Consider the following 25508-nt stretch of genomic DNA (forward strand, 5'->3'; position numbering starts at 1 on the left):
GGAGCGATAGCGGATTCTTCAGGTTATATCTTGACTTGATTATAACACTAGGACTTCAATCTTATAAATAACAATATGTAGCTGGGCCTGATCCCAAATCTACACTACATATTATACGAGGAGTGATACAGTGTTAGAAGTTAATCATGTTAAAAAGAATTACGGATCACTAACAGCGGTCAATGATTTATCTTTTACCATTCAACCAGGCGAAATATTTGGCTTGCTTGGAACCAATGGTGCAGGGAAAACCACGACCTTTAAAATGATCCTAGGGTTATTAGAACCAACCGAGGGTACCATTCGATTCCACGGGAAAAAGATTGGATATGACGATGTTGACCACATCGGTTATATGATTGAAGAACGTTCTTTATTGGTCAAATTATCGGTTAAAGAATTGGTTCTGCACTATGGAGCATTAAAAGGGATGGATCGAAACACGATATTAGAACGTTTGGACTATTGGCTTAAACGATTCAATATCGAATCTTATCTCGATAAGAAAATCAAAGAATTATCCAAAGGGAATCAACAAAAAATCCAATTCATTACCGCCATCATCAACAACCCTAAACTCTTGGTTTTAGATGAACCATTTTCAGGCTTAGACCCGATCAATACCAATAAGTTTGTTGAGGTCATTCGTGATTTCCAACAACAAGGGACGATGATTATTTTCTCAACCCATCAAATTGACCACGTGGAATCATTTTGTGAACAATTGATTGTATTAGAAAAAGGTATCCCAGTATTACAAGGTAAAATCAGTGATATTAAGAAAGACTTTAAACGTCACAACATTCGTTTGATTGGGGATGTTGAGGAGTCTAAAATCAGAGCGATTGAAGGGGTATTGGATGTCATCATTCAACCGAATGAGTGGATTGTTAAAATCGCCGATGAATCGGTATCTGAAGCGGTGTTTAATTACGTTAAAACCTGTCAACACGTGCGTAAGTTCGATGTAGAACAAGCCACACTGTCTGAAATATTTATTGAAAAAGTAGGTGAAACCTATGAGCAAGTTTAAATATTTACTCAAATATGGCATCAAACGCCGTATCGGAACCAAAGCGTTTTATATCGCCAACATCGTGATATTCATCGCGTTACTCGCCCTAATGAATATTCCGAACATCATCGCCTTTTTTGATGATGGTGAAACCTCAAAAGAAATTGTTTATGTGGTCGATGATACTGAAAAAGGTTTAGACAGCATCGCTATTCTCGATCAGAGTGCACAAGCTTTACTCAATATGATTCCAGGTGCAAACATCTCATTTGAAACCAAGGATTCTGTAGACCCAGAAAACCTAGACTTTGGACCATCCAAAGCCATCGTTCATTTAACCACAGTCGATGATATTTTAGTCGTTGATATTTATAAAGATGAACTCGATACATTAAACGAAACCATCCTATTACAATCCTTATCGGTACTCAAAGTCCAAGTGTGGGCTGTGGATAAAACGCAAGCAGAACTCGACTTAATCGAAGACTTCAATCAACCATTGGTTTATGAAGTTCATACACAAGTCGATGATACAACCACCAGAGACTTAATTCTATCCGCCATCAGCGTGTTTGTTGCGATACCGATCTTCATCATGCTCATCATGAGTGTGCAATTTGTAGGTGTTGATATCATCGAAGAAAAATCGACCAAAGCCATTGAGTTTGTGATGTCCACCGTACCACCACAAACCCACTTTATGACCAAAATATTATCGTCATTTGTATTCTTGATTGTTCAAGCGTTGTTGATATTTTTATATGGTTTAATCGCTGGATTCGTATCCACGCAAGTCCTTGGTGCAACCAATGGACAAATGTCTATCAGCGAATTGATTGGAATGTTAACAGAAACCGACTCATCGATCATCGCGAGTGTCTTCAATGCCTTACCATTGGCACTTGCCATCACCTTGATTTTCATGATTGTTGGCGGACTATTCTTCATGATTTTTATGGCAACCCTCGCATCGATGTCCACATCGATGGAAGATTTCCAATCCTTCCAGTCCCCATTCATGTTTACCATGTTGATTGGGTTCTACGCAGCGATTTTCTCCATTTACTTAGGCGACTCTGTGTTCCTGAAGGTACTGGCGTATATCCCATTATTCTCACCGATTGTTGTGCCTACTTTATACATGAGTGGTGTGCTATCGGTCATCGATGTAGTCATTTCGTTCTTGATTTTAATCGGATCAACGATAGGTATGTATTACTTACTCGCACCGGTTTATAAAGCATCGATCTTAAGTTATGACCAATCGCCATTTTTCCAAAGAATCAAAAAGATGTTCAAACGCAGTAAAGCGATGTAAAGAAAGGCCACCCTTATGGGTGGTTTTTTTGCATTTTTCTCTTATAGAAGGGTTGGCTGTGTTATAATCATTGTCGAGGTGTTAATTATGGCTACGTATGAAGAACTTAAAAAACGTATAGAAGAACTGGTTGACCCAGGGTATGAAAAACCGTTGAAAGACGTCAATGGTATTAAGAAGCTCACCGTCGGACCTACAGGGGTTGTCGATGTGGAATTGTATTTTTCAAAACCGGGTACCCCAGAAGAACAAAAATTTAAAATCAATTTGATCAAATTGGTCAAAGTAGAACTGGGATTTCCTGGCATTAAAGTGACCTTTGAACAAAATGAAGTCGTCAATGAAGGCGAGAAGAAAATCATTTATTTGGGTATCGCATCTGGTAAAGGTGGCGTGGGTAAATCCACAGTTACCGCGAATTTAGCGGCCGCATTATCCCGTTTAGGCAAAAAAGTAGGTATCATCGACGCGGATATCTATGGCGCATCCATCCCACAAATTCTAAAAGTGGACATCAAACCATTATCAGGGACAGACGATGATATGATGATTCCTTTACAAAGCGAAGGCATCGAAGTCATCTCTACTGAGTTCTTTATGCCTGCGGACAAACCCATCATGTGGCGCGGGCCGATGTTAGGCAAGATGTTATCCCATTATTTCGGTGGGGTTGCTTGGCGTCCAGATACCGATTATGTCTTGATTGACTTACCACCAGGCACTGGGGATGTCGCGCTTGATATTCAAAAATTTGCACAACACACGAAAATGTTGATAGTTACTACCCCACATGTGAACGCGGCACACGTCGCTGTTAAGGCTGGTTTAGGGGCACAACAAATCGGTCACTCCGTCATTGGTGTGGTTGAAAATATGAGCTATTTCTTAAACTCATGCAATAAAAAACGTGAATACATCTTTGGTCAAGGTGGTGGTGATAAGGTTGCGAAACAATTGGGTGTCGATCTACTCACACAAGTACCCATTGGACAACCAGTCGATGGCTATATTTTCCAAAGTGCAGAACCTGCGGGTCTAGCTTACGATCAACTCGCATCTAAAGTCATCGATTTACTCGACGAATAATCATGGTCCCTTATCATTTATATGAGGTAGAAAGAGCCCCATTGGTCATCTTTACTCATGGTATTGGGGAATATGGGTTGCTATATGAACCACTCGCTAAGGCATTGAATGAGGCTGGATTTGCAGTGGTGTTATACGATGTGCGTGGGCATGGCCAACATGGTCAACCGGGTCAATTGAAGGATTATCATGGTTTGATTGATGATATCGATGAGATGATTGCTAAAGAAGGAAAACAAAGAAAAGTCTTTTTAATGGGACATTCTCTAGGCGCACTCATCAGTCATTTATATGCAGTATCACATCCAAATATTCGTGGTGTGATATCGATAGGTTACCATTACCATATCATCTCTATGGTGAAGTGGTTAGGATTCTTACTGCCAAACAAAAAACTACATTTGAACTGGGCAGACCCAAAGAGCCGTCATGTGAAAACAGAAGCAGAAATCCAAGATGAACATTTGTTGAAGTTTGTCACTTTTAAGATGTTGTATGAAACCATCTATAAAGCGAATAAATATATTCATAAACGCTTAAACGATTATCAACCAGACCTACTTGTGATTCATGGTGGGAGTGATCGAATTGTGCCTTTACATAACGCACACGCATTATTTGATAAAGCAGGTGCTAAAGTCAAAGACATCATCATTTACCCAGAGAGTTACCACGATGTTTTACTCGATATTGACCAAACGCTGGTCATTCAAGATATGATTCAGTGGTTAAAGTCTAAAAACTAAAGCCACTTTACAATTTCTTTACAAACTACTTACAAGAGTGTGATATATTCACATTCTTTTTTTATGTAAAATCAGGATGAACAAATCAAAAAGGAGAATATATGAGAAAAATATTAGCAGTATTGGCTTTAGCATTATCATTCAGTTTAGCCGCTTGTACCTCAGGATCATCGTTCGATGACTCGAAAAACATCACCGTTTATACCCGTGACACCACCTCTGGCACACGTGCAGGGTTTATGGATGGTATCGGATTCGCTGCAGCAGCAACATCAGACGATGTATTGGTAGAAGGATTCGTCATTAAAGATAACACAGGTATCATGACTTCCATGGGTACCGATGAATATGGGATTGGTTATGTATCCTTATCGTCTTTAAACAATACCATTAAAGGTTTAAGCTACGAAGGGGTTGCACCAACCGTAGCGAATGTCCTCAATAACACCTATGGCTTAAAACGTCCGTTCATGTGGATGACCAGAGACGCTGGCGATTATGAATCGACAGAAATCGAACAATTGGTCAATGCCTTCGTTGCGTTCCTAGGCACTTCGGATGCTGCCGACATCATCAATAACAATGGTGCGATTGCGTTAGATACCACAGTTACATGGGATTCTATCAAAGCACAACACCCAATCACAGCGAGAAATAACGCGAATGTTACAGTCCGTTTTGGTGGATCTGATTCCATTCAAAAAGTTGCACAAGCATTGACTCAAGCTTTCAGTGCGAAAGCTGGTAACTTCGTTGCAGAACACGATCATACCGGTTCAGGGGATGCTTATAAGCGTACACAAACCATTGGTTTAAGCGATCCTGTATCCAAGCACGTTGCATTTGCTTCTAGATATTTCAAAGATACTGAAAAAGTCGGGGTTGCTGAATCTGCCATGGGTCAATTGGCATGGGATGCGATTGTAGCGATTGTTCACAAGAATAATCCAATCACCAATATCACTGCAGCACAACTTAAAGCGATTTACGACGGTACATATTCGAAGTGGTCAGACGTCGTTTCTGAATAAACCTGAAATAGACCCTATGGGGTCTTTTCTTGTATAAAAAAGGAGTATCTGATGCAATCCAAAATACAGTTAAATCAAACCCAAAAAAGACACAACCAATGGCTAGATAACACCATTAAGTATCTTTTGATGGGTTTTGCAATACTATCATCTTCATTCATCTTCATCATCGCAGGCGTCATCATGGTCAAAGGGGTTACCCCTTTTATCACGAACAATGGGGGATTAGGTCGAGTCAATTTGGCTGACTTTTTGACCGGTACGACTTGGTTGATTGGTGAATCGTTTAATTCAAACTTATACGCGATTGGCTTTTTAATCATCTCTACCTTATTCATCGCGTTTTTATCCTTACTCATATCCTTTCCAGTTGGGGTACTTACAGCACTATTCATTGCGAAAATTGCTCCAAAAAAATTAGCCGAAACGTTAAGAACGGTTGTAGAAATGCTCGCTTCCATCCCCTCGATTATTTACGGGTTGTTTGGGGCAGGGATTATTTTGAAAATCGTTTATGATTTATCAACCCTCATCGGTTTTCAATCCAAAGGCGGAAACTCCATTTTATCATCCGTATTGGTGTTGGCTATCATGACCATTCCAACCATCGCTTCGATCAGTGAAGTGGCCATTCGGAGCGTAGATAAATCGATCGAACATGGCTCACTAGCGCTTGGCGCATCTAAAACCCAAACCCATTTTAAAGTGGTCTTAACGTCAGCGAAAAGTGGTATTTTCACCTCAGCCATCTTAGGGATTGGACGTGTATTGGGTGAAGCCACAGCTGTTTCGTTGGTAGCTGGTGGTAGACGTAGTGGGATTAATTTTAATATCCTCGATACGACATCGACACTCACCACGATGATGTTAGAGGGGATGAAAGAAACCACAGGACTCGACTACGATATTCGCTTCTCTGTAGGGATTGTACTGATGGTTGTCATACTCATCACCAACTTCACCTTAAACTATATCAAACGAAAGGTGGGCAATGTCGATGTTAAATAGTCGTAAAAAGAAAGACCTCATCCTTCAGTCCATCACGTATTTCGCATCCTTCATTTCACTGTTTGTCCTCATCTCCATCTTATTATTCGTGTTTCTCAATGGATTCAAGTTACTCAACATGGATCTCATTACCCATAATTTTGAATCGACCAGTTATATTGCAGATTTAAAGGACTTCACTGGGCCTGGTGACTTTACCATCGATAAAGATTTTAATGACAATACCTATTATTCTTCAAAATGGGGGATTGCGCTCACAGACGATGAGAATTTGATGGGTCATACCATTGTATTGGTAACCTATGTTCATCCAGAATCCCCATTCAAAGATTTACGGAATAAAGGGGTCGCTACTCAAGATTTGAGTTTAGGGATCGATTATGAAATCATACGCATCGCTTTTAATGATGGTCCATCCGCATTATCGATACAAGGGGCTCAAAACATGATTCACGTATTGGATACGAAAACCACCTTTCGTGAATTAGAATATTCGACTTCTGGTGGTGGGATTCGTGGGTCGATTATCACAACACTCTATTTGATCGGTCTAACGCTATTGATTGCGTTACCGATTGGTGTGGGAGCTGCACTTTACTTAAATGAATATGCGCCTAAAAATAGATTCACCAAAGCTTTAAGAAATCTGATTGAAACCTTGACTGGTGTCCCCTCCATTATTTATGGTTTGATGGGGTTAGCCCTGTTTGTTCCAATTACCATCTCCCTCACCAAAGCCACAGGAGCTAACCTCATTTCTGGGGCCTTGACATTGGCTGTCATTTTAATGCCTGTCATTATTAGAACCACAGAAGAATCGTTGAAAGTGGTACCCGATGATTATCGACAAGCGTCCTTAGCTTTAGGGGGAAATAAAACCCAGACCACGTTTAAAATTGTGTTACCTAGTGCCTTTTCAGGGATTCTAACCGCCACTTTGCTGGCGATTGGTCGAATCATTGGTGAAAGTGCTGCATTGGTGTTCGCGGTCGGTACCGCGATCAAAGATGACGTATCCATTTTTGATAAATCGACGTCATTATCCGTCCACATTTGGGCGATGATGACAGATGAACCAGCCAATATTGAACTATCCACCACCATCGCCATCATCATTTTGGTGATTGTATTATCGATGAATTTATCGATTAAACTCATCTCTAAACGTTTATTAAGAAAGTATGGTGTTACCCATGAATAAAGTATTTGATGTCAAATCACTTGACCTCTATTATGGTCAAAAACAAGCATTAAAACAAATTGAACTGCCGATTTATGATAAAAAAGTCACAGCATTGATTGGACCTTCTGGTTGTGGAAAATCGACATTCCTAAGAACCTTGAATCGGATGAATGATCTCATAGAAAATTGTACAGTCCAAGGCGAAATCATGTACAACAATCAACAAATCTATGACAAGCAAACCGATGTGATTGGCTTAAGAATCAAAGTGGGCATGGTTTTCCAAAAACCCAACCCATTCCCGATGAGCATTTATGACAACATCGCCTACGGTCCTAGATGTCAAGGCATCAAATCCAAAGCAGCATTGGATGACATTGTCAAAACATCACTTGAACAAGCCGCTTTGTGGGAAGAAGTTAAAGACCGTTTGAGAGATTCCGCTTTAGCATTATCTGGTGGTCAACAACAACGCTTGTGTATCGCAAGAGCGTTAGCCATGAAGCCAGAAGTCATATTGATGGATGAACCCACATCGGCTTTGGATCCCATCGCAACATCCAAGATAGAAGATTTAATCCTACAACTAAAACAACATTACACCATTGTCATCGTGACCCACAATATGCAACAAGCGGCACGAATTTCAGACTACACCGCCTTTTTCTTATTGGGCGAAATGGTGGAATATGAAGAAACAGAACGTCTATTCTCACACCCTAGAGATCAACGCACCGAAGATTACATCACCGGACGTTTTGGATAATGGTATAATGAAAGTAAAGGTGACTAATTATGAATCGTAATACGTATCAAACCGCCTTAAATCAACTTAAAGAATCCGTCATCGAAATGGCTGACCAAGCATTACTCAATGTCAGAAACGGATTAAAAAGTTTCGAAACCAACGATTTGGTGCTTGCTAACAACATCATCAAAGCCGATGACCAAATCGATATGATGGAAGAAGAAATATCTAAACAAGCCCTAAGAATCATCTGGAAAGAACAACCCATCGCCCAAGATTTGAGATTGGTAACCACCATTTTAAAAATCCTAACCGACATCGAACGTATTGGCGACCACGCTTCGGATATTTCGGAAATATCCTTACATCTAGAAGGACACCAATTCGTGAGAGACCTATCCTTGGTTTTATCGATGGCCAAACACGCCGAACACATGGTGCAATCCGCGATTGAAGCGTTGGTCAGTGAGGATGCGGTTCTTGCAAAACTGATCATCGCACAAGACGATATCGTCGACCGTGAATATCGTGAGATGATTCAGCTTTCAGCACAATGGATCAAAGACGATGTCGATGATACCCCTTACGTCATCTCCATCATCCTCATTGCAAAATACTTAGAACGTGTGGCAGACCACGCCGTCAATATTGCAGAATGGGTCATTTTCTTGGTGACAGGTTCGCACAAAAACACACCCCTATTTTAAGGAGGGTATATGCCGAAAATTTATTTTATCGAGGACGATCATTCGATTGCTTATGTCATTGAAAAAACCCTCAGTAATGCGAAATATGACTATATTTGGTTTCAAAACGGACGCGATTTTTTCGATGCAGTTGCGAAAGAACTTCCGGATTTGATTTTGCTCGATTTGATGTTACCCAATGAACATGGACTCGACCATTTGAAACGATTGAGATCCCATCCAATGACCGAAGACATCCCAGTCATCATTCTATCGGCTTTATCGAGTGAACTCGATAAAGTCTCTGGACTTGATTTAGGTGCGGATGATTATTTGACCAAACCCTTTGGTGTTTTGGAGTTGTTATCCCGAATTCAAAACAAACTCAGAAGAACCAAGGTTAAAATGCATCTTGAAGCAGGCAACATTCAAATGGATGTACAAACCAGAGAAGTGCATGTGAATCAAACCTTAATTACATTGACATACAAAGAGTTCGAACTATTGAAACTGCTCATGGAACACCCGGATGAAGTATTACATAGAGACCGTATATTTCAAGTGGTTTGGGGTTCTGATTTGGTTTTAGAATCGAGAACCATTGATATGCATGTCAAATCCTTGAGAAAAAAGTTATCAGACCAACAATCTAATATTGAAATCATGACTGTAAGAGCAGTGGGTTACCGATTGGTGAAGCTATGAAAAGAACATTCGTCCTATATCATCTTTTGATGACTCTATTTTTGATTGTATTGTATTTGGCCATTTCCTTCACATTGACCAACTATGTGAATCGAAGACAATCGGCCTATATGCTCGATATTGTCTTAGATGATACCCTGGTTGCATACAATTATAAAACAATCACGGATGAAGCATTTGTGATTCAGTTTCAAAACTCCAACAAGCGCATTTCAATCATCAATTCAGAAGGAATTACGATTGCAGACTCGATGAGACTATCGACCTCTGGCAATCAAAAAAATTACCCTGAAATTCAAAATTTAGGTCGAGCCTATACCCGGTATTCTGAAACGTTAAATCTGAATTTGATGTATATCGCGAATCGTGCCGCCAATGGTAATTATGTACGTGTCGCGATTGTTATGGATGAGAATATTGCTTTAAACACGCAAACCATTGTGATTTTAATGCTCATATCATTGGGTATTCTTGGGTTGTCGGTCGCCAGTTATAAAAAGATATCGGATACGTTTATGAAACCCATCCATGATATTGCTATTTCAGTCAAAAGCATCAATGAAGGTCAATACCAATGGGTGATGCCAGCGACACAATACGATGAAATCAATGAGTTATTAAGAGAAATCAATGGGGTCAATGAATCGATTGTCAGAAACATTCAAAACCTCAACGAAAAAGAAGAACTCTTATCGATATTGGTCAAACACATGGACCAAGGCATCCTCCTCATCGGTTCTGACCAATCGATTGTCTTTTATAATGAACTAGCACAAAAGTGGTTCAACATCAAAGAACACGATTTGATTCTTTCTATCCGAAACAAAGAAATTTATGAAGCGATTAAACTCGCGACTGAAGAAGAAATCACCTTATCATTTAGAGTGCCATACCATGAGAGATTCATTTTGGTATCTGTGAACAGCGTGTATAATAAGTTATTGTTAAAAGCCAAAGGCAAACAAGGTGTTTTGGTCACATTAATTGATGACACTGACCGTATTCGTTTGGAAAACAACAAGCGTGACTTTTTCGCGAATGCGTCCCATGAATTGCGTACCCCACTCACAGCGATCAAAGGGTCTGCTGAACTCATTTTATATGAGATGGCAACCCCAGAAGAAAAGAAAAAGCTATCACAAGAAATCATCCACCAAGTGGTGATTATGGATAACTTACTCAAAGATATGTTAGAACTTTCTAGACTTGAGAATCGACCACAGATGGACCAAGTCTCATTCAACTTAAAGAAAACCTTAGATGGGGTATTGGAAGACTTAAACCCACTCATCCAAGAAAAACAAATCCAAGTCACCCTTGAAACACACAATGTGATGTTTAAAGGGATTGAGACAGATTTTAAATCGCTCTTTAAAAACCTGATTGAGAATGCGATTAAATACAATAAATTTGGTGGAACAATCCATTTAAATCTGGTTCAAGCAGATGAATCCATTGTCTTTTCCATCAAAGATAGTGGGATTGGTATACCTAAAGAGTATCAACAACGCATCTTCGAACGCTTCTATCAAGTGAATAAATCAAGAAACCTCTATCAAAATGGTACAGGTTTGGGTTTAGCCATTGTTAAACATGTGGTTTCCTATTATAAAGGCATCATTCAAGTCGAGAGTGAGCCGAACATCGGATCTACATTTACCATCACATTTCATATAGAATGAATAAAAGCCTCTATCACGACGATAGAGGCTTTGTGTTTTACTTGGTGAACATCCCGTTTTTTAACACATACATGACTTGGTCGACAATGCGATCCAAATCCATATCTGTGAGGGTTTCTCTAAACAATACTTGTAGTCCTACGAAGTTTGAAATCCCCATCAAAATGTACGATAAGGTTTCTAAGTCAATCGCAGCATCCACTTCACCACTTTGAACCGATCCAGTCAGCTTTTCAATGTAAGCATGTGAGAAGTTTTGATAGTATTCTTTAAAAATGTCTTTATCGACAAACATCGACTCCCAAATGATTCTGTAGGAGAGGGGTTCTTGCCACGCAAACTTAAGGAACGCTTTGATGCCAAGGCGTTCTTTTTCATAACGTGTGGTGGCATCTTTGATCGCATCATTGATGGCTTCACCAATCTTTGCGCGGTACTGATGTAAGAGATATACATACAGCGCTAGCTTGTCATCAAAATAAATGTAAAAAGTTCCAGTTGCAATTTTAGCCTTATCAATGATCTCATTTATGGAGGTTGCTTGATAGCCTTGTTTGGAGAATAGCTTTTTACCACTATTGATTATTTTATTAAATGTTTTTTGACCATCTTTTCTTTTTGGTAAGCGATAGTTCATTTTTTCCATATTCATCACCTATATTTAGTGTAAACGATTTCTTTGAAAAAAACAAGCCTTATCTTTTTTACCCTATTGACATCTATGAATAATAAGTCTATTATAAAGATAAGATGAACGTTTATTCATAGTATATTATACAGAAAGGAATATTATGACAAGCAAGACAATTAAAGACATCAAGGTTGGGGATATCGCTTTTTTCGAGAAGACCATCACCGAAGAAGACGTGAAACACTTCGCATTGGTATCGGGGGATTTTAACCCTGTCCATTTAGATGAAGACTTTGCAGCAAATTCGATTTTCCATCATCGAATTGCCCATGGCGGTCTCATCAATGCATTATTTTCAACGGTTTTAGGCACACAATTGCCAGGGGTAGGTACCATTTATCTACAACAAGATTCAAAGTTTGTAAAACCCGTGTATTTGAATGATCATATCAAAGCAACGGTCGAAGCAGAAGAAATCAATGAGGAGAAAAATCGCGTGTTATTCAAGACGGTGGCGTATAATCAAAACAACGAACCCGTCGTCGTTGGACATGCGTTAGTGATGCCAAGACGATGAAACACGAACTCTTATTAAAAATGTTAGAGGAGTTTGCACAAAAGGAAGTCAAACCTTTAGCAAAATCCATCGATGAAGAAGAACGTTTTCCGATTGAAACCGTTCAAAAAATGGCGGAATTGGGCATTTTAGGGTTACCTTATGACCCCCAATATGGTGGTGTTGGCGCGAGCTACACAGGCTATGTAGATGCGGTTAGAATTCTATCCAAATATTGTGCAACCACAGGGGTTATTTTATCCGCCCATACGTCCTTATGTGCTTCACCAATCAACGCTTTTGGCACAGAAACTCAAAAACAACAGTATTTACCAAAGCTCAATCGCGGTGAATGGTTAGGTGCTTTTGGATTGACTGAACCTAGCGCAGGTACAGACGCATCCAAACAACAGACCAAAGCCATCGATAAGGGCGATTATTATGAAATCACAGGATCGAAGATCTTTATAACCAATGCAGGCTATGCCGATATCTACATCATTTTCGCCATGACCAATCCGGAACTTGGACTCAAAGGTATCAGTGCGTTCATCTTAGAAAAAGATACCGAAGGGTTTAGTGTCGGACCGAAAGAACGAAAAATGGGGATTCGCGGATCTTCGACTTGTGAGTTGATCTTTGATAAAGTCAAAGTACCAAAATCAAACCTCTTGGGTAAACCAGGTGAAGGCTTTAAAATTGCGATGTCCACTTTAGATGGTGGTCGAATTGGGATTGCTGCACAAGCCGTTGGTATCGCAGAAGGCGCATTCGAACGTGCCGTTGATTATGTTAAAACACGTAAACAATTCGATAAACCCATCGCCTCATTTCAACACACGCAATTCAAGATTGCCGATATGAAAACCAGCATTGAAGCTGCGAAAGCCTTACTTTATTTAGCAGCCACAGCCAAGGAACAAGGTGAATCTTATTCTGATAAAGCTGCGATGGCTAAATTATATGCATCTAGAGTTGCTTTTGAAGTGGCAGACCAAGCCATTCAACTCATGGGTGGGTATGGATACATTCGAGATTTCGAAATTGAACGCTATTTAAGAGATGCGAAAATCACTGAAATTTATGAAGGCACCAGTGAAGTTCAACGTATGGTTATTGCCGGAAAGGTGCTTCGTTAATATGAATATCATTGTACTAGTTAAACAAGTGCCAGACACCACGGAAATTAAGATTGATAAAGAAACCAACACCTTGATTCGTGCTGGGGTTCAAAGCATCGTAAATCCGAATGACTTAGCAGGGGTTGAAGAAGCGCTTAAATTGAAGGCTCGTTATGGTGGAACCGTTAGTGTCGTCACCATGGGGCCGATGCAAGCAGAATCCATGCTGGTTGAACTTTATGCCAGAGGGGTTGACCACTGTTATTTATTATCAGACCGTGCGTTTGCGGGATCAGATACGTGGGCTACCTCAACCATATTATCGAGTTTCCTTAAAACTTTGACTTACGATTTAATCATCGCTGGTTATCAAGCCATTGATGGCGATACCGCTCAAGTTGGTCCTCAGGTTGCAGAATTTTTAAACATCCCACAAGTCACATACCTATCCGAAATTGTTTCCGTAGAACAAGGTGAAATGGTGGTTAAGAAAAGAACTGACAGTGAAATTTTAACCTTAGCTGTTGAACTACCTGTATTGGTCACTACCCTTGCCGATATGAATAAACCAAGACATATGAATGCGTGGGACATTTATCACAATACCGATAAAAAAGTCAATTTGGTGACGTTTAATGATTTGAATATAGATCCCAATCATATAGGGTTAAAGGGATCACCAACAAAAGTCAAAAAGACCTATGTCAAACAAGTTCAAGCAAAATCAGAAAAGGTTTCAATGAATCCTGAAGATGCTGCTAAATGGATTACGAAATTGTTATACCCTTATATGGAGGTTAAAAACCATGAATAATGTATGGGTATTTATGGAACAAAACCATGGCAAGTTACAACCCATTGGTTTAGAATTGTTGTCTGAATGCAGAAGAAAACTCACTCAAGACACCCAAATCAGTGCTGTCTATTTTGGAGAACACTTGACCGATAAAGACAAAGACGCCATGACCTTCTGTGGTGCCGATGAAATCATATGTACACTCGACTCGAAATTAAGTCAATATGACACCCATTATTATGCGAAAGCCATTGAGAACTTAATGAAACATGAGCGTCCGGATGTATTTTTGATTGGATCAACCCTACAAGGCAGAGATTTAGCACCACGTGTTTCAGCCAGACTGAATACAGGACTTACCGCTGACGCGACGCTATTAGAGTTTGAACAAGGTGAAAAACTCTTGTTACTCGCGACCAGACCAGCCTTAGGTGGCAACTTGTTCGCAACCATCATTTGTGAAAATAACATCCCACAAATGGCGACCATCCGACCTTCTATTTTCAAAATTGAAGAAGATAAGTCTAGAGCGTCTACTTTAAAAGAAGTACCGTTTGTTTGTGAAAGTACATCTAAAGTCAAAGTTTTACACAGTGAAAAACTCACCCACAAAAAAGTTGAACTCAACAAAGCACAAGTCATTGTTGCGGGAGGACGTGGGGTATCAAATATGTTTCCTGTGCTTAAAGACATCGCGAATTTAATTGGTGGCGAAGTCGCTGCATCCCGTGCGGTTGTAGATGCGAATATCGAACAAAAAGACCGTTTGGTCGGACAAACTGGTACCACAGTGCATCCTAAAGTCTATTTTGCATCGGGTATTAGTGGTGCGATTCAACACATCAGTGGGATGGATAAATCTGAACTCATCATCGCCGTGAATACAGATCCAAATGCGCTCATCTTTGATGTAGCAGACATATCAATCATCGCCGATGCGAAACAAGTATTACCGCTAGTCAAAGAAGAGCTCAAAGCCATTCTTGCCTATAAATAAGTTTTTCTCCTTACAAAGACCTTCTTCGGAAGGTTTTTTCTTTATGGATTAAATAATAAAATATGCAAAATTTCAAAAAAAACGTTGATAAAATATGTGGATACACTTGCTAAAAAACATTTGTTTAACTATAATGATTTTGGTGATACTATGTTAAAAAGAAAAATAACCCAATCTTTGATTGAGTGGCATGACAATCCAAACCGTCAGGCATTACTGATAAAAGGGCCTCGTGGCGTGGGTAAAAGCACATCGATTGATCGTTTTGCGAAAGAATATTATAAGTATGTAGTCAAAATCGATTTTGAAAAAAATCCTGAACTGATTAACGTCTTTAATGAAAACCTAGATGTGACCAACTTAATCAAGAAAGTGAGTCTATTCTTACAAGTCGAAAAGATTGTGTCTGGTCAGACCTTGTTTTTCTTCGACGAAATCCATTTATGTCCAAATGTCCGTGTGGCCGTTAAAAACTTTGTCAACAATCAAAAGTTTGACGTCATTATGGCAACTTCCTATTTTGGCATCAACCCTGAGGTTTTTCCAACCACAGCGTTGGCCCATGAAGAAATCATGGATATGAACAGTCTGGATTTTGAAGAGTATTTATGGGCGAGTGGTGTATCGTCTACCATCATTCATGACATTAAGCACTATTTTACAAACAAATTACCTGTACCAGATGCTCTTCATGAATTGATGTTGAATATATTTTATGAATACATGACTGTCGGTGGAATGCCAGAAGTGGTGAATTCATTCCTAAATACCCATAACTTTAGCTTGATAACAAAGAAACATGCGAAAATCATTCTAATGTATACGAAGGATATGAAACGATACTTATCCAAACCAGATTACACGAAATCTGTAAAATGCTTCTTATCAGTTCCATTCCAATTAGATAAAGAAAATAAGAAATTCCAATATGGGTTGGTTGAAGCTAAAACCGCTGCACGCAAATATGAAAAAAATCTATTATGGCTTTATTACGCTGATATGGTCGATATTTGTTTTAATTTGAATACCCCGAAAATGCCATATGCCCAACAAGCGAAATATGATGTGTTTAAAGTCTATTACAAAGATATTGGATTACTCACCTCTTCTTATGGTGGGGATGCACAAATCGCCATCCATACTGGCAAATTAAAATCGTACCATGGCGCGTTATTAGAAGCTGTGGTCGCAGATATTTTGATGAAAAATGGTAAAAAGCTCTATTACTTTGATCGCAATACAACTTTAGAAGCAGACTTCTTGATCAAGTTCAATGATAAAAATACGGTATTAGAAGTCAAAGAAGCAGACAATACCAAGTCAAAAATGATTGAAAGTATGTTCGAAAACTTCGGTTTGAATCAAGCCATTAAGTTATCTTTAAACAACGTTTCATCTACTAAAAATGTGATTACATATCCAATTTATATGGCGATGTTTTTATAACCAAATAAAGTAAGCATTTTCTTTCAAAGTAATCACAAATCATGGCGTTATTTTGATGTATTAGTGCTATAATGATGCATGGAAAATGAAGGTGTTCATATGGTTGATTATCTACTCAGTTTAGACAATTGGCAGCTTGCGTTACTCGGGGGTTTAATGACCTGGGGTTTGACCGCACTTGGGGCTGCGCTTGTATTCTTTTTCAATGGTATTCAAAAAAATGTATATAATATGATGCTTGGCTTCGCAGCGGGTGTCATGATAGCAGCATCGATGTGGAGTTTGATTTTACCCGCCATCGATATGGCAACAGAACAAGGCACCATTCCTTGGCTGGTCGCGACCATCGGTATATTGATGGGGACCGGATTTTTATTCGCTTTCGATAAAATTTTACCGCATATTCACTTTGGTAAAGAATCGCTTCAAGAAGGGATTCACACGAAGTTATCACGTAATATCTTGTTGGTATTCTCCATCACATTGCATAACATTCCTGAAGGTTTGGCTGTCGGTGTGGCATTTGGAGCAGTTGGTTTAGCTACCAACCCTGAGATTGCACTGTTTGCAGCGATTGCGGTTGCTACCGGTATTGGGATTCAAAACTTCCCTGAAGGGGCTGCCGTATCGATTCCATTAAGACAAGAAGGTAACTCACGTCGAAAATCATTCTTTTATGGACAAGCATCCGCTTTAGTAGAACCTATTTCAGCGGTCATCGGTGCGATTCTAGTCAACGTAGTTAGTCAAATATTACCTTATGCATTGACATTCGCAGCAGGTGCGATGATTTATGTTGTCATTGAAGAACTCATCCCCGAATCCAAAGATATCGTCGATGAAAAAGGGGAACATTTCGCAACTTTCGGATTTGTTCTTGGCTTTTTAATCATGATGATCCTAGACGTTGCGCTCAGTTAAATAAAAAAACCACTTCACGTGGCTTTTATTTTGCATAAACGGTCGCAAGTTCAAAGTAAGTTTCTTTGGTGGACTCAATCACACCAGGCATCTCACCATGACCTTTGCCACCTTTGTGTAACGCTTTGTGTTCTTCTGAACCTTCCCAAGCATAGAAAGCTTCTCGACTTTCCCAGTATATTTGAATTCGAATTAGATCAAATTGCGGGTTCTTTTCATCGATCCATACTTCACGTTTGACGAAACCAACGATGGTTTGTAAACGGAATGGTTGACTGAAACGTTCTTGTAAAACCGCTTTTTGACCTTTTTCAACTTTTAAAACGCGTGCAATAATGTACATAATCATCTTCCTTTCATCCCTATTTTAACAAAACCAATGGGTGGGTTAAAATGATATGGTAAGGATTCTATATTAGTGAAGATTCAATTATAAATAATTATATATAAGGAGTAAAAACATGAAATCCATTTTTTTAAAAGCGTTGTACGCGGGGTTATTAATTGGTATTGCAGCCGTTGCCTATTTATCGGTTGATAATGCCTATTTGGGGTCGTTACTATTTAGCTTCGGACTTCTCATGATTGTATCATCTGGGTATTATCTTTACACAGGCAAAGTCGGCTACTGGGTGAAGGAAAAGAACTATACGAAAGTCTTAGCGATGACCATTTTAGGTAATTTGGTTGGGACATTCATCATTGGACTCATGGTTAGGTTGATGCAACTACCAATCATATCCAAAACCGAAGCGTTGTTAACAATCAAATTAGAGAATGGTCCGATTAAGGTACTGTTACTCTCCATCCTCTGTGGTGCGATGATGTATTTGGGCGTAGAAGGTTATCGAAAAGCGAAACTCGAAACAGCAAAAGTGCTATTTGTCATCTTCGCAGTGATGATCTTTATACTGTCTAAATTTGAGCACAGCGTCGCGAATATGGCGTACGTCTTTATCGGTGGACAACTCACCCTTAAAACGATACTTTACTTAACCATCATGGTCATCGGTAATGGCATCGGTGCGATGTTGTTATGCAAAATAGATCATAGTATTGAAAAATTAGATCTCAAAGACTAAAGCGACCTTTTGGTCACTTTTTTCTCTTTTTGGTTTTAAATAAACCCTTTTTCTAGTACACTTATAAGTGTAGTGCTGGAGGAGGGATGAGATGAAATTTGCATTGTTATATGACAAAATCAAAGAATCAGCCGTTGCGATTTTGCCGGTATCAGCCATCATCCTCATCATCAGTCTTTCCATCGGCGTTGATACTGATGACATCCTTCATTTCGCCATTGGGGTGGTATTATTGATCCTCGGATTAGCCATCTTTCAAATTGGGGCGTTCGCCTCGATGGTGTCGATTGCTGAAGACATAGGGATTTATATCACCAAGCGAAAAAAACTGGGATTATTCATTTTGATTGCATTTTTGGTGGGGTTTATGATTACCATAGCCGAACCTGCACTCTGGGTGTTGGGCGACCAATTTAAAGCGGTCATCCCACAAAATGTGTTGATATTCACGGTTGCGATTGGTGTTGGATTCTTCGTGATTTTGGCATTGTTTCGTATATTATTTCAAGTGCCTTTAAGGGCATTGTTCATAGGGTCATACGGGGTATTATTCATCATCGCGATTGCGGTCTCGATGAGCAGTCCTGACTTTATCCCCATCGCGTTTGATTCTGGTGGGGTAACCACTGGTCCCATGGCGGTGCCATTCATCATGGCTTTGGGTTTTGGTATATCCCATGCCCGTGGTGACCGTGCATCGGAATTGGATGCCTTTGGGTTGATTGGGATTGCTTCGATTGGCCCAATCTTGAGTGTGTTGATTTTAGGGTTGTTCTATCAACCAAGCGCGCCAATGGTGGATACCAGTTCAACCTTGCTCGATTATTTCTTAAGCAATTTAATTCAAATGGCGATTGCGATATTGCCGTTTATACTGTTTTTCGTCGTATTTCAATTGGTGGCTTTCAAGTTATCAAAAAACCGCGTAATCAAGATTTTTGTGGCTTTCTTCTATACGTATATCGGCTTGGTTTTGTTTCTGACTGGAGCCAATGGTGGACTCGTGAATATTGGCGGGTACATTGGTGCTTATTTCGCAGAAAATTTAGTCATGTTTTTAATACCAATCGGGATGGTTTTTGGCTTCATGGTGGTTTCAGCCGAACCATCGGTTGTCGCGCTCAATCACCAAGTTGAAGAAGTATCTGCAGGTGCGATTAGTCGTAAATTGATGATGATTGCGTTGTCTTCAGGGGTAGCGTTGGCCATTGGATTCGCATTATTAAGGGTGGTTACAGGCATCAGCATCTGGTGGATCATTCTACCGGGTTATGTGATAGCTTTATCTTTAACATTTGTGTCACCACCGATATTTTCTTACATTGCATTTGATTCTGGTGGGGCCGTTTCTGGTGCCATGACTTCCGCATTTCTAATGCCACTGGCTTTAGGAGCTTCTAGCGCTATTGAAGGGTTAAACCCTCTAACCGATGCGTTCGGTTTGGTCGCGTTGGTTGCCTTAGCACCACTCATTACCATCCAAATATTAGGGATCATTGCGAAGCGAAAGACAGCCCATCGTGTGGTTGTATCCGTGGAAGATGAAATCATCGATTTGAAAGGAGCACGTTCATGAAATTACTCATTACCATCGTTGCCAAAGGTAAAGCCGATGCGGTAGCGAAAATCGTTCATCAAGGAATGATTCATTTTCAAACCACCATGTTGGGTGTGGGCACAGCCCCAAGTGAAATCATCGACATCTTATGTATGGGTAATCCAGACAAAGAAGTCTTGTTTTCGATGATTGATGATCAAGACGTTAATCCAATTTTCGATGATTTAAATGAGACATTGGATTTCACAAATTCACACATTGGCGTAGCGTTTACCGTCGATGTCGATTCAATTGGGAAATTGGGTTACGATTTCCTGTACCAAATGGAGGGGGAATAAGTATGATGGATGCACAATCGGTGATTCTATTCATCTGTAATCATGGTTATGCCTATGATGCCATGGCAGAAGCGAGAAAAGCGGGTGCCCGTGGGGGAACCATCATCCATGGCAGAAGTAGTGTGTCTACAGAAAAACAAAAATTCTTTGGGATTACCATTCATTCTGAAAAAGATATTTTAATGGTCGTATGCAAAGAAACACAAAAAAATGATTTAATGAGAGCCATGACTTCAAAGTATGGGGTAAGTACCCAAGCCAGAGGTTTGTGTTTCTCGATGAAAGTTGAAGATTCGATTGGATTTAGTTTCGAACCCTTAGACTTCAAGGTAGAATAAAGAAGACCCCCTACCTCAATTTTGGGTCGAACTAAAGAAAGGTTTATACAATTATGTCAACATTGTGGTTTGCAATCAACGCCATTATGCCGATTGTCCTATTGATCGTTCTCGGTTATGGGTTGATGCGGGTCCATTTTTTCGATGAGAAATTCTTGAAAATGGCGAATCGATTTGTGTTTTTTATTGCCTTGCCTGTTTTATTAGCGAAGAATATTTATGATGTTAGGTCGATTGATCAAATTGAGTTTGGCATTGTGATGATTGCCCTTGTAGGGATATTCTTATTGTTTTTAATCGGTTTAGGTATTGTGATTTGGTTGGTCCCTAAGGATGAACGAAAAGGTGTGGTCTTACAGTGTTTGTTTAGATCCAATTTCGCCATCATTGGCTTGCCTCTCGCAACCTCATTGGGCGGGGGAGAAGCCGCTGCACTGGTGTCCATTCTAGCTGCCTTTACCATTCCTTTATTCAATATTCTAGCCGTATTGTCCTTAACCATGTTCAACAAAGAACACGGCAATCTATCCTTCAAAAAAGTAGCCAAAGACGTGGTGAAAAACCCACTGATCATTGGTGTTGTTGTGGGCTCAATATTACTCATCATTCGTGAATTTATACCTAAAGTGGATGGCGAATTGGTTTTCACTATCAAAGCGGATTTACCATTCGTATATCAAGCCGTGAAGTATGTCGCGGACATCGCATCCCCACTAGCCCTCATCGTATTGGGTGGACAGTTTAAATTTAAAGCCCTCGCTAGTATGATGCGTGAAGTTTCTATTGGGGTGATTGGACGTCTCCTATTCGCCCCTGTTTTAGGCTTCTCACTCATTTATTTAGTGGATGTGATCTTCCCTGGTTTTGAAATGAAAAGCAGCTATTTTGCAGGTATGATTGCGTTATTCGCTTCCCCTGTTGCGGTATCCTCAGCGGTCATGGCTTCTGAGATGAAAGCCGACGAATCACTGGCAGCCCAATTGGTCGTTTGGACCTCCTTATTTTCGGTGTTTACCATCTTTGGTATTGTCGTTGTTCTAAGAAGTATCGGACTCATTTAATCCAACACGATTCTCTTTCAAAAGGGAATCGTGTTTTTATTTTGATAATCGTCAAGAATTTGTAAAGTCTGTGTTAAAATAAATACAGTATGAATTACAGAGGTTTTATCGTATGTCATTAGGACAATCGTTCAATCGATTTGAAAAAAAATATTTGGTGACCAAAGCAGAAAAAGACGAACTCGTCGGTTTTTTATCACAGTATTTAACCTTTGACGACTATTCAAAAGACGATTACTACACCATCTATAACATTTATTACGATACGGTCGATCAAAATATCATTAGGCAATCTGTAGATAAACCGCCCTATAAAGCCAAATTGAGACTAAGAAGTTATACCTGTCCTGTCCAACCGACCGATTTGGTATTCTTAGAAATCAAAAAGAAAATCGATGGTAAAGTGACTAAGAGACGGCTCATCATGACCTATGAAGAAGCCAATCGGTTCGTCATGCAGGGGATTAAACCACAGGTGTCTGATTATATGTCTAATCAGGTGCTGAATGAAATTGACTATTATTTGAAATGTAATCGAGTTCAACCGAACTATTACATCGCCTATGAACGCCGAGCGATGGCCGATGCACAAAACCTACTGAGAGTGACCATCGATAGACGTATCGATATACGCCGTGAAGACGTCAGTTTCCTATTGAGCGGCGGACAGTCGTTGTTACCGAAGGATCACTACTTAATTGAAATCAAATCCGGTGAAAATTTCCCGGTATGGTTGGCACACAAATTATCACAAATGAATTTATTTGCGAGAAGCTTTTCTAAATATGGTGAAGCGTATCGTATCAGTATACAAGGAGAAGAATTATAATGGAAAACTTTTTAAAATTACCGATGACGAATATCACTTATACCACCGTCATCATTGTCTTGGTGGTTACCACTGTTTTGGGGATGTTACTATCCTTAGCCCTCGCCTATATTCGCCGTAAAGAAGGGTATGACCGTTCATTTGTGGTTACGTTGATGTTGTTACCACTCATCATTTCAATCATCATTATGTTGGTTTCGGATAACGTTGCGAGAGCGTTCAGTTTAGCTGGTGTATTCACCCTAGTACGTTTTAGAACCACTATCAGCGATACCAAAGACATCACCTTTGTATTTTCAACCGTCGCGATTGGTTTAGCGACTGGGATGGGGTATATTGGGTACGCTTTAATCATCACAGCCTTCATCATCGCGTTGTTGTTATTCATCCATTTTGTAAAACTAGATGAAATCAAAGACAACCATGCGAAACTCAAAATTGTGGTCCCTGAAAGTCTAAATTATGTCGGTGCATTTGAACCCGTATTAAACAATTACTGTATGTATGCGAAACTCAAAAAAGTCAAGACGACTGATTTTGGTACCACATTCGAACTTACCTATTTGATCAATATGAAGAATGGCATCAACCAAAAACTATTCATCGATGATTTAAGGGTCATCAATGGCAATTTAAACATCATATTGACTCAGGAGTATTTAGAAAGAACCGTCGAATAGTTTACCATGAAATCCTTTCAATACCGCATTTCGATTGAAATCGAATTACCACGTCAAACGGTCGTTGAAAAATTATTTGACTACGATCAGTTTGTCAATTATCAAGAACCACCGCTACAGTCATATGCCTTAAAACAAGGTCAATATTTACAGCCAGGCGCCATTGTGGATTTGGTTTATCTGTATAAAAAACAAGAGATTCATATGGCAGAAATCACTGTAGAATGTGATTTGCCTAACAGCATTCATCAATTATTCATCTTAGGTGAAGTAAAGAACAAGTGCATATCTCATTTCATTGATACGAAAAAAGGGACACTTTGGACGATGGACGTGACCTTCCAATTCCCCAAAGACGATGGCCAAGATAAATTAGAGTACATGAAAAAAACCGAAGAAGACATGGTCACTTTTAAACATTACATGGAGAATTTATGATCCGATTAGCGACAATACTAGACATACCAGCCATCCAAGCCATTTATAAAGATGGACGTACACTCATCGCTTCCTATGGTTCACCGCAGTGGCAAAACAACCACCCCGTGGTTGAAATCACTTACGCCGATATCGCACAAAAAGCACTCTATGTGTATGAGGATACAGAGATCTTAGGGGTCATGACCGTATTTGATTATGAACCTACCTATGATGTGATTGAAGGGGCATGGTTGTCCGATTTACCTTATAAAGTCATTCACCGTATCGCAACCAAAGCAGGTCATTACGGTAAAGGTATTTCAGCTGCATTGATCGATTATGTGTTTACCGGTTTACAGGCAAAAAGCATTCGCATCGACACCCATGAATTGAATGTCCCGATGCAAAACCTATTGAAGAAACAGGGATTCACCTATTGTGGGAAAATCTACCTCAATCAAACCACCGACAGGGTGCGTTTGGCTTATCAAAAAGACAAATAATCAAAAAAGTCTTTGACAAATGAATCATATTCATTATAATAGATTATGCGTGGAGGCTTAGCTCAGCGGGAGAGCACTTGCTTGACGTGCAAGGGGTCATGGGTTCAATCCCCTTAGCCTCCACCATTCATCAAGAAAAATACCACTTTACAGTTGATTCTGTTGAGTGGTTTTTATTATATTAATTATATTTGATACTCGTGAATTATGGTGTTAATCTGTAATTATAACCATTTAAATGTTATCAAATTCATTATAAGCATATGTTTATTGTGATAGTTGATGATTCGATTCATTGACATGCTTGAGCAAACCAATTTGAAATTGAAACACTTTACGATAAACTACAGTAAAAAGGGGGCTTTATGATGAAAAAAGTATTATTATTGATTGGATTATTGATGACAATGACATTTATAGTAGGGTGTACCTCTAATACCCCAGAAGTAGAAGAACAGACATTTACACTGGCGGAACTGGCTAATTTCGATGGTCAAAGCGGTCGACAAGCTTATGTCGCAGTAGATGGTGTGGTATATGATGTTACAAATGCAGACAACTGGACGAACGGTTCTCATAATGGTCAACGTTTGGCTGGTACAGATGCATCCGCAGTCATTTTATCGAGTCCACACGGCAAATCTGTACTGGCTGGATTACCAGTGGTAGGCACGTTGATAAACGATTAAAGAAGTTAAATTTTTTATAATGAAATATCGTTCAAATCGATTTATTTGAAAAGATTCTAATTAAATAAAAAAACAATGGTTTTTCGCACCTATAAGCAATTATACGGTGCTTTTTTTTATGTTTTTTTGGAAAATACTTTGAAATTCAAGATATTAAAAACGCTTACAATTTAATGGGGGTTTACAAGGTGGATTGATGGTGCTAAAATAGGTGCATGCACGTATATTTTGAACATCAAAACAACTTATGCGTTAACGGGGGAGATGGTAACCATTCTACCGCGGATCATTATCATACATCGAACATTAAACACCTATCCACGTAGAATACCGG

Annotated in this window: 29 protein-coding genes and 1 tRNA gene; 28 read left to right on the forward strand and 2 right to left on the reverse strand. The window is 39.5% G+C overall.

Annotated elements, in window-relative coordinates; translation table 11 throughout:
* The first annotated feature begins 130 nt into the window (after positions 1 to 130).
* The 11 genes from N7548_RS08935 to N7548_RS07915 all read left to right on the forward strand — a co-directional run bounded on the left by N7548_RS08935 (position 131) and on the right by N7548_RS07915 (position 11208).
* Entirely contained in the window at positions 131 to 1033 is a 903-nt protein-coding gene (locus N7548_RS08935; protein ID WP_263608923.1) for an ABC transporter ATP-binding protein, read from the forward strand.
* Positions 1020 to 2333: an ABC transporter permease gene (locus N7548_RS07870; protein WP_263608924.1), complete on the forward strand. Its 1314-nt coding sequence runs from the start codon at positions 1020 to 1022 to the stop codon at positions 2331 to 2333. Before N7548_RS08935 ends, N7548_RS07870 begins: the two co-directional genes overlap by 14 nt.
* 87 nt (positions 2334 to 2420) lie before the next feature.
* Positions 2421 to 3419, forward strand: a complete 999-nt coding sequence (locus N7548_RS07875; RefSeq protein WP_263608925.1) for a P-loop NTPase — start codon at positions 2421 to 2423, stop codon at positions 3417 to 3419.
* Positions 3420 to 3421: 2 nt separating this feature from the next.
* The gene (locus N7548_RS07880) at positions 3422 to 4165 is read left to right on the forward strand and encodes an alpha/beta fold hydrolase (protein WP_263608926.1); all 744 of its coding nucleotides are present in this window, start codon (positions 3422 to 3424) and stop codon (positions 4163 to 4165) included.
* 101 nt (positions 4166 to 4266) lie between these two features.
* The gene (locus N7548_RS07885; RefSeq protein ID WP_263608927.1) at positions 4267 to 5196 is read left to right on the forward strand and encodes a substrate-binding domain-containing protein; all 930 of its coding nucleotides are present in this window, start codon (positions 4267 to 4269) and stop codon (positions 5194 to 5196) included.
* Between the two features lie 51 nt (positions 5197 to 5247).
* Complete coding sequence (gene pstC, locus N7548_RS07890) at positions 5248 to 6204, forward strand: phosphate ABC transporter permease subunit PstC (protein ID WP_263608928.1); 957 nt, start codon at positions 5248 to 5250, stop codon at positions 6202 to 6204.
* On the forward strand, positions 6194 to 7405 hold the full coding sequence (gene pstA, locus N7548_RS07895; protein ID WP_263608929.1) for a phosphate ABC transporter permease PstA: 1212 nt from the start codon (positions 6194 to 6196) through the stop codon (positions 7403 to 7405). Before pstC ends, pstA begins: the two co-directional genes overlap by 11 nt.
* The gene (gene pstB / locus N7548_RS07900; RefSeq protein WP_263608930.1) at positions 7398 to 8153 is read left to right on the forward strand and encodes a phosphate ABC transporter ATP-binding protein PstB; all 756 of its coding nucleotides are present in this window, start codon (positions 7398 to 7400) and stop codon (positions 8151 to 8153) included. The genes pstA and pstB overlap by 8 nt, the downstream gene beginning before the upstream one ends.
* A gap of 29 nt (positions 8154 to 8182) precedes the next feature.
* Positions 8183 to 8842, forward strand: coding sequence for a phosphate signaling complex protein PhoU (gene phoU, locus N7548_RS07905; RefSeq protein ID WP_263608931.1), 660 nt, complete (start codon positions 8183 to 8185; stop codon positions 8840 to 8842).
* Positions 8843 to 8851: 9 nt separating this feature from the next.
* Complete coding sequence (locus tag N7548_RS07910; protein ID WP_263608932.1) at positions 8852 to 9526, forward strand: response regulator transcription factor; 675 nt, start codon at positions 8852 to 8854, stop codon at positions 9524 to 9526.
* A complete protein-coding gene (locus N7548_RS07915) occupies positions 9523 to 11208 on the forward strand; it encodes a sensor histidine kinase (RefSeq protein WP_263608933.1) in 1686 nt (561 codons plus the stop codon). Before N7548_RS07910 ends, N7548_RS07915 begins: the two co-directional genes overlap by 4 nt.
* A gap of 37 nt (positions 11209 to 11245) precedes the next feature.
* Here the strand turns inward: N7548_RS07915 and N7548_RS07920 are convergent, their stop codons facing one another.
* Positions 11246 to 11854: a TetR/AcrR family transcriptional regulator gene (locus tag N7548_RS07920; protein WP_263608934.1), complete on the reverse strand. Its 609-nt coding sequence runs from the start codon at positions 11852 to 11854 to the stop codon at positions 11246 to 11248.
* A gap of 145 nt (positions 11855 to 11999) precedes the next feature.
* On the opposite strand from N7548_RS07920, the gene N7548_RS07925 reads away from it, so the two are divergent.
* The 6 genes from N7548_RS07925 (at position 12000) to N7548_RS07950 (ending at position 17676) form a co-directional block, all read left to right on the forward strand.
* Entirely contained in the window at positions 12000 to 12416 is a 417-nt protein-coding gene (locus N7548_RS07925; protein WP_263608935.1) for a MaoC family dehydratase, read from the forward strand.
* Positions 12413 to 13534 (forward strand): acyl-CoA dehydrogenase family protein, encoded by a 1122-nt coding sequence (locus N7548_RS07930; protein WP_263608936.1) that lies wholly within the window; start codon positions 12413 to 12415, stop codon positions 13532 to 13534. The genes N7548_RS07925 and N7548_RS07930 overlap by 4 nt, the downstream gene beginning before the upstream one ends.
* Position 13535: 1 nt before the next feature.
* A complete protein-coding gene (locus N7548_RS07935) occupies positions 13536 to 14330 on the forward strand; it encodes an electron transfer flavoprotein subunit beta/FixA family protein (protein ID WP_263608937.1) in 795 nt (264 codons plus the stop codon).
* Positions 14323 to 15309 (forward strand): electron transfer flavoprotein subunit alpha/FixB family protein, encoded by a 987-nt coding sequence (locus tag N7548_RS07940; RefSeq protein WP_263608938.1) that lies wholly within the window; start codon positions 14323 to 14325, stop codon positions 15307 to 15309. Before N7548_RS07935 ends, N7548_RS07940 begins: the two co-directional genes overlap by 8 nt.
* 150 nt (positions 15310 to 15459) lie before the next feature.
* Positions 15460 to 16755, forward strand: coding sequence for an ATP-binding protein (locus N7548_RS07945; protein WP_263608939.1), 1296 nt, complete (start codon positions 15460 to 15462; stop codon positions 16753 to 16755).
* Positions 16756 to 16854: 99 nt separating this feature from the next.
* Complete coding sequence (locus N7548_RS07950) at positions 16855 to 17676, forward strand: ZIP family metal transporter (protein ID WP_263608940.1); 822 nt, start codon at positions 16855 to 16857, stop codon at positions 17674 to 17676.
* A gap of 25 nt (positions 17677 to 17701) precedes the next feature.
* Here N7548_RS07950 and N7548_RS07955 read toward each other — a convergent pair whose 3' ends face one another.
* Positions 17702 to 18025, reverse strand: coding sequence for an antibiotic biosynthesis monooxygenase (locus tag N7548_RS07955; RefSeq protein WP_263608941.1), 324 nt, complete (start codon positions 18023 to 18025; stop codon positions 17702 to 17704).
* A 112-nt stretch (positions 18026 to 18137) separates the two neighbouring features.
* Here N7548_RS07955 and N7548_RS07960 point away from each other — a divergent pair, with 112 nt between their 5' ends.
* The 11 genes from N7548_RS07960 (at position 18138) to N7548_RS08010 (ending at position 25174) form a co-directional block, all read left to right on the forward strand.
* Positions 18138 to 18758 carry a formate/nitrite transporter family protein gene (locus tag N7548_RS07960; RefSeq protein ID WP_263608942.1) on the forward strand — a complete coding sequence of 207 codons (621 nt, stop codon included), beginning with the start codon at positions 18138 to 18140 and terminating at the stop codon, positions 18756 to 18758.
* A 91-nt stretch (positions 18759 to 18849) separates the two neighbouring features.
* Entirely contained in the window at positions 18850 to 20334 is a 1485-nt protein-coding gene (locus N7548_RS07965; protein WP_263608943.1) for a DUF1538 domain-containing protein, read from the forward strand.
* A complete protein-coding gene (locus N7548_RS07970; RefSeq protein ID WP_263608944.1) occupies positions 20331 to 20654 on the forward strand; it encodes a hypothetical protein in 324 nt (107 codons plus the stop codon). The genes N7548_RS07965 and N7548_RS07970 overlap by 4 nt, the downstream gene beginning before the upstream one ends.
* 2 nt (positions 20655 to 20656) lie before the next feature.
* Positions 20657 to 20992, forward strand: coding sequence for a hypothetical protein (locus tag N7548_RS07975; RefSeq protein ID WP_263608945.1), 336 nt, complete (start codon positions 20657 to 20659; stop codon positions 20990 to 20992).
* 53 nt (positions 20993 to 21045) lie between these two features.
* Positions 21046 to 22053 carry an AEC family transporter gene (locus tag N7548_RS07980; protein ID WP_263608946.1) on the forward strand — a complete coding sequence of 336 codons (1008 nt, stop codon included), beginning with the start codon at positions 21046 to 21048 and terminating at the stop codon, positions 22051 to 22053.
* 112 nt (positions 22054 to 22165) lie between these two features.
* Positions 22166 to 22882, forward strand: coding sequence for a polyphosphate polymerase domain-containing protein (locus tag N7548_RS07985; protein WP_263608947.1), 717 nt, complete (start codon positions 22166 to 22168; stop codon positions 22880 to 22882).
* Positions 22882 to 23562: a DUF4956 domain-containing protein gene (locus tag N7548_RS07990; protein ID WP_263608948.1), complete on the forward strand. Its 681-nt coding sequence runs from the start codon at positions 22882 to 22884 to the stop codon at positions 23560 to 23562. The genes N7548_RS07985 and N7548_RS07990 overlap by 1 nt, the downstream gene beginning before the upstream one ends.
* Before the next feature lie 6 nt (positions 23563 to 23568).
* Positions 23569 to 24000, forward strand: a complete 432-nt coding sequence (locus N7548_RS07995; RefSeq protein WP_263608949.1) for an SRPBCC family protein — start codon at positions 23569 to 23571, stop codon at positions 23998 to 24000.
* The gene (locus N7548_RS08000; protein ID WP_263608950.1) at positions 23997 to 24485 is read left to right on the forward strand and encodes a GNAT family N-acetyltransferase; all 489 of its coding nucleotides are present in this window, start codon (positions 23997 to 23999) and stop codon (positions 24483 to 24485) included. Before N7548_RS07995 ends, N7548_RS08000 begins: the two co-directional genes overlap by 4 nt.
* 51 nt (positions 24486 to 24536) lie before the next feature.
* Positions 24537 to 24611, forward strand: a tRNA-Val gene (locus N7548_RS08005).
* 281 nt (positions 24612 to 24892) lie between these two features.
* Complete coding sequence (locus N7548_RS08010) at positions 24893 to 25174, forward strand: cytochrome b5 domain-containing protein (protein WP_373425190.1); 282 nt, start codon at positions 24893 to 24895, stop codon at positions 25172 to 25174.
* Positions 25175 to 25508 lie beyond the last annotated feature (334 nt).

Source organism: Paracholeplasma manati, assembly GCF_025742995.1.
In the GTDB taxonomy this organism is placed as follows: Bacteria; Bacillota_I; Bacilli_A; order Acholeplasmatales; family UBA5453; genus Paracholeplasma; species Paracholeplasma manati.

Excerpts from the sequence above, each read along its gene's own strand:
- N7548_RS07955 (WP_263608941.1), bottom strand. The coding sequence starts at position 18,025 with ATGATTATGTACATTATTGCACGCGTTTTAAAAGTTGAAAAAGGTCAA.
- N7548_RS07980 (WP_263608946.1), top strand. The coding sequence starts at position 21,046 with ATGTCAACATTGTGGTTTGCAATCAACGCCATTATGCCGATTGTCCTA.
- N7548_RS07945 (WP_263608939.1), top strand. The coding sequence starts at position 15,460 with ATGTTAAAAAGAAAAATAACCCAATCTTTGATTGAGTGGCATGACAAT.
- N7548_RS07920 (WP_263608934.1), bottom strand. The coding sequence starts at position 11,854 with ATGGAAAAAATGAACTATCGCTTACCAAAAAGAAAAGATGGTCAAAAA.
- pstB (WP_263608930.1), top strand. The coding sequence starts at position 7,398 with ATGAATAAAGTATTTGATGTCAAATCACTTGACCTCTATTATGGTCAA.
- N7548_RS07925 (WP_263608935.1), top strand. The coding sequence starts at position 12,000 with ATGACAAGCAAGACAATTAAAGACATCAAGGTTGGGGATATCGCTTTT.
- N7548_RS07960 (WP_263608942.1), top strand. The coding sequence starts at position 18,138 with ATGAAATCCATTTTTTTAAAAGCGTTGTACGCGGGGTTATTAATTGGT.
- N7548_RS07950 (WP_263608940.1), top strand. The coding sequence starts at position 16,855 with ATGGTTGATTATCTACTCAGTTTAGACAATTGGCAGCTTGCGTTACTC.
- N7548_RS07970 (WP_263608944.1), top strand. The coding sequence starts at position 20,331 with ATGAAATTACTCATTACCATCGTTGCCAAAGGTAAAGCCGATGCGGTA.
- N7548_RS08010 (WP_373425190.1), top strand. The coding sequence starts at position 24,893 with ATGACATTTATAGTAGGGTGTACCTCTAATACCCCAGAAGTAGAAGAA.
- N7548_RS07885 (WP_263608927.1), top strand. The coding sequence starts at position 4,267 with ATGAGAAAAATATTAGCAGTATTGGCTTTAGCATTATCATTCAGTTTA.
- N7548_RS07985 (WP_263608947.1), top strand. The coding sequence starts at position 22,166 with ATGTCATTAGGACAATCGTTCAATCGATTTGAAAAAAAATATTTGGTG.
- N7548_RS07930 (WP_263608936.1), top strand. The coding sequence starts at position 12,413 with ATGAAACACGAACTCTTATTAAAAATGTTAGAGGAGTTTGCACAAAAG.
- pstC (WP_263608928.1), top strand. The coding sequence starts at position 5,248 with ATGCAATCCAAAATACAGTTAAATCAAACCCAAAAAAGACACAACCAA.
- N7548_RS07940 (WP_263608938.1), top strand. The coding sequence starts at position 14,323 with ATGAATAATGTATGGGTATTTATGGAACAAAACCATGGCAAGTTACAA.
- N7548_RS07870 (WP_263608924.1), top strand. The coding sequence starts at position 1,020 with ATGAGCAAGTTTAAATATTTACTCAAATATGGCATCAAACGCCGTATC.
- N7548_RS07875 (WP_263608925.1), top strand. The coding sequence starts at position 2,421 with ATGGCTACGTATGAAGAACTTAAAAAACGTATAGAAGAACTGGTTGAC.
- phoU (WP_263608931.1), top strand. The coding sequence starts at position 8,183 with ATGAATCGTAATACGTATCAAACCGCCTTAAATCAACTTAAAGAATCC.
- N7548_RS07935 (WP_263608937.1), top strand. The coding sequence starts at position 13,536 with ATGAATATCATTGTACTAGTTAAACAAGTGCCAGACACCACGGAAATT.
- pstA (WP_263608929.1), top strand. The coding sequence starts at position 6,194 with ATGTTAAATAGTCGTAAAAAGAAAGACCTCATCCTTCAGTCCATCACG.
- N7548_RS07990 (WP_263608948.1), top strand. The coding sequence starts at position 22,882 with ATGGAAAACTTTTTAAAATTACCGATGACGAATATCACTTATACCACC.
- N7548_RS07975 (WP_263608945.1), top strand. The coding sequence starts at position 20,657 with ATGATGGATGCACAATCGGTGATTCTATTCATCTGTAATCATGGTTAT.
- N7548_RS07915 (WP_263608933.1), top strand. The coding sequence starts at position 9,523 with ATGAAAAGAACATTCGTCCTATATCATCTTTTGATGACTCTATTTTTG.
- N7548_RS07880 (WP_263608926.1), top strand. The coding sequence starts at position 3,422 with ATGGTCCCTTATCATTTATATGAGGTAGAAAGAGCCCCATTGGTCATC.
- N7548_RS07910 (WP_263608932.1), top strand. The coding sequence starts at position 8,852 with ATGCCGAAAATTTATTTTATCGAGGACGATCATTCGATTGCTTATGTC.
- N7548_RS07965 (WP_263608943.1), top strand. The coding sequence starts at position 18,850 with ATGAAATTTGCATTGTTATATGACAAAATCAAAGAATCAGCCGTTGCG.
- N7548_RS08000 (WP_263608950.1), top strand. The coding sequence starts at position 23,997 with ATGATCCGATTAGCGACAATACTAGACATACCAGCCATCCAAGCCATT.
- N7548_RS07995 (WP_263608949.1), top strand. The coding sequence starts at position 23,569 with ATGAAATCCTTTCAATACCGCATTTCGATTGAAATCGAATTACCACGT.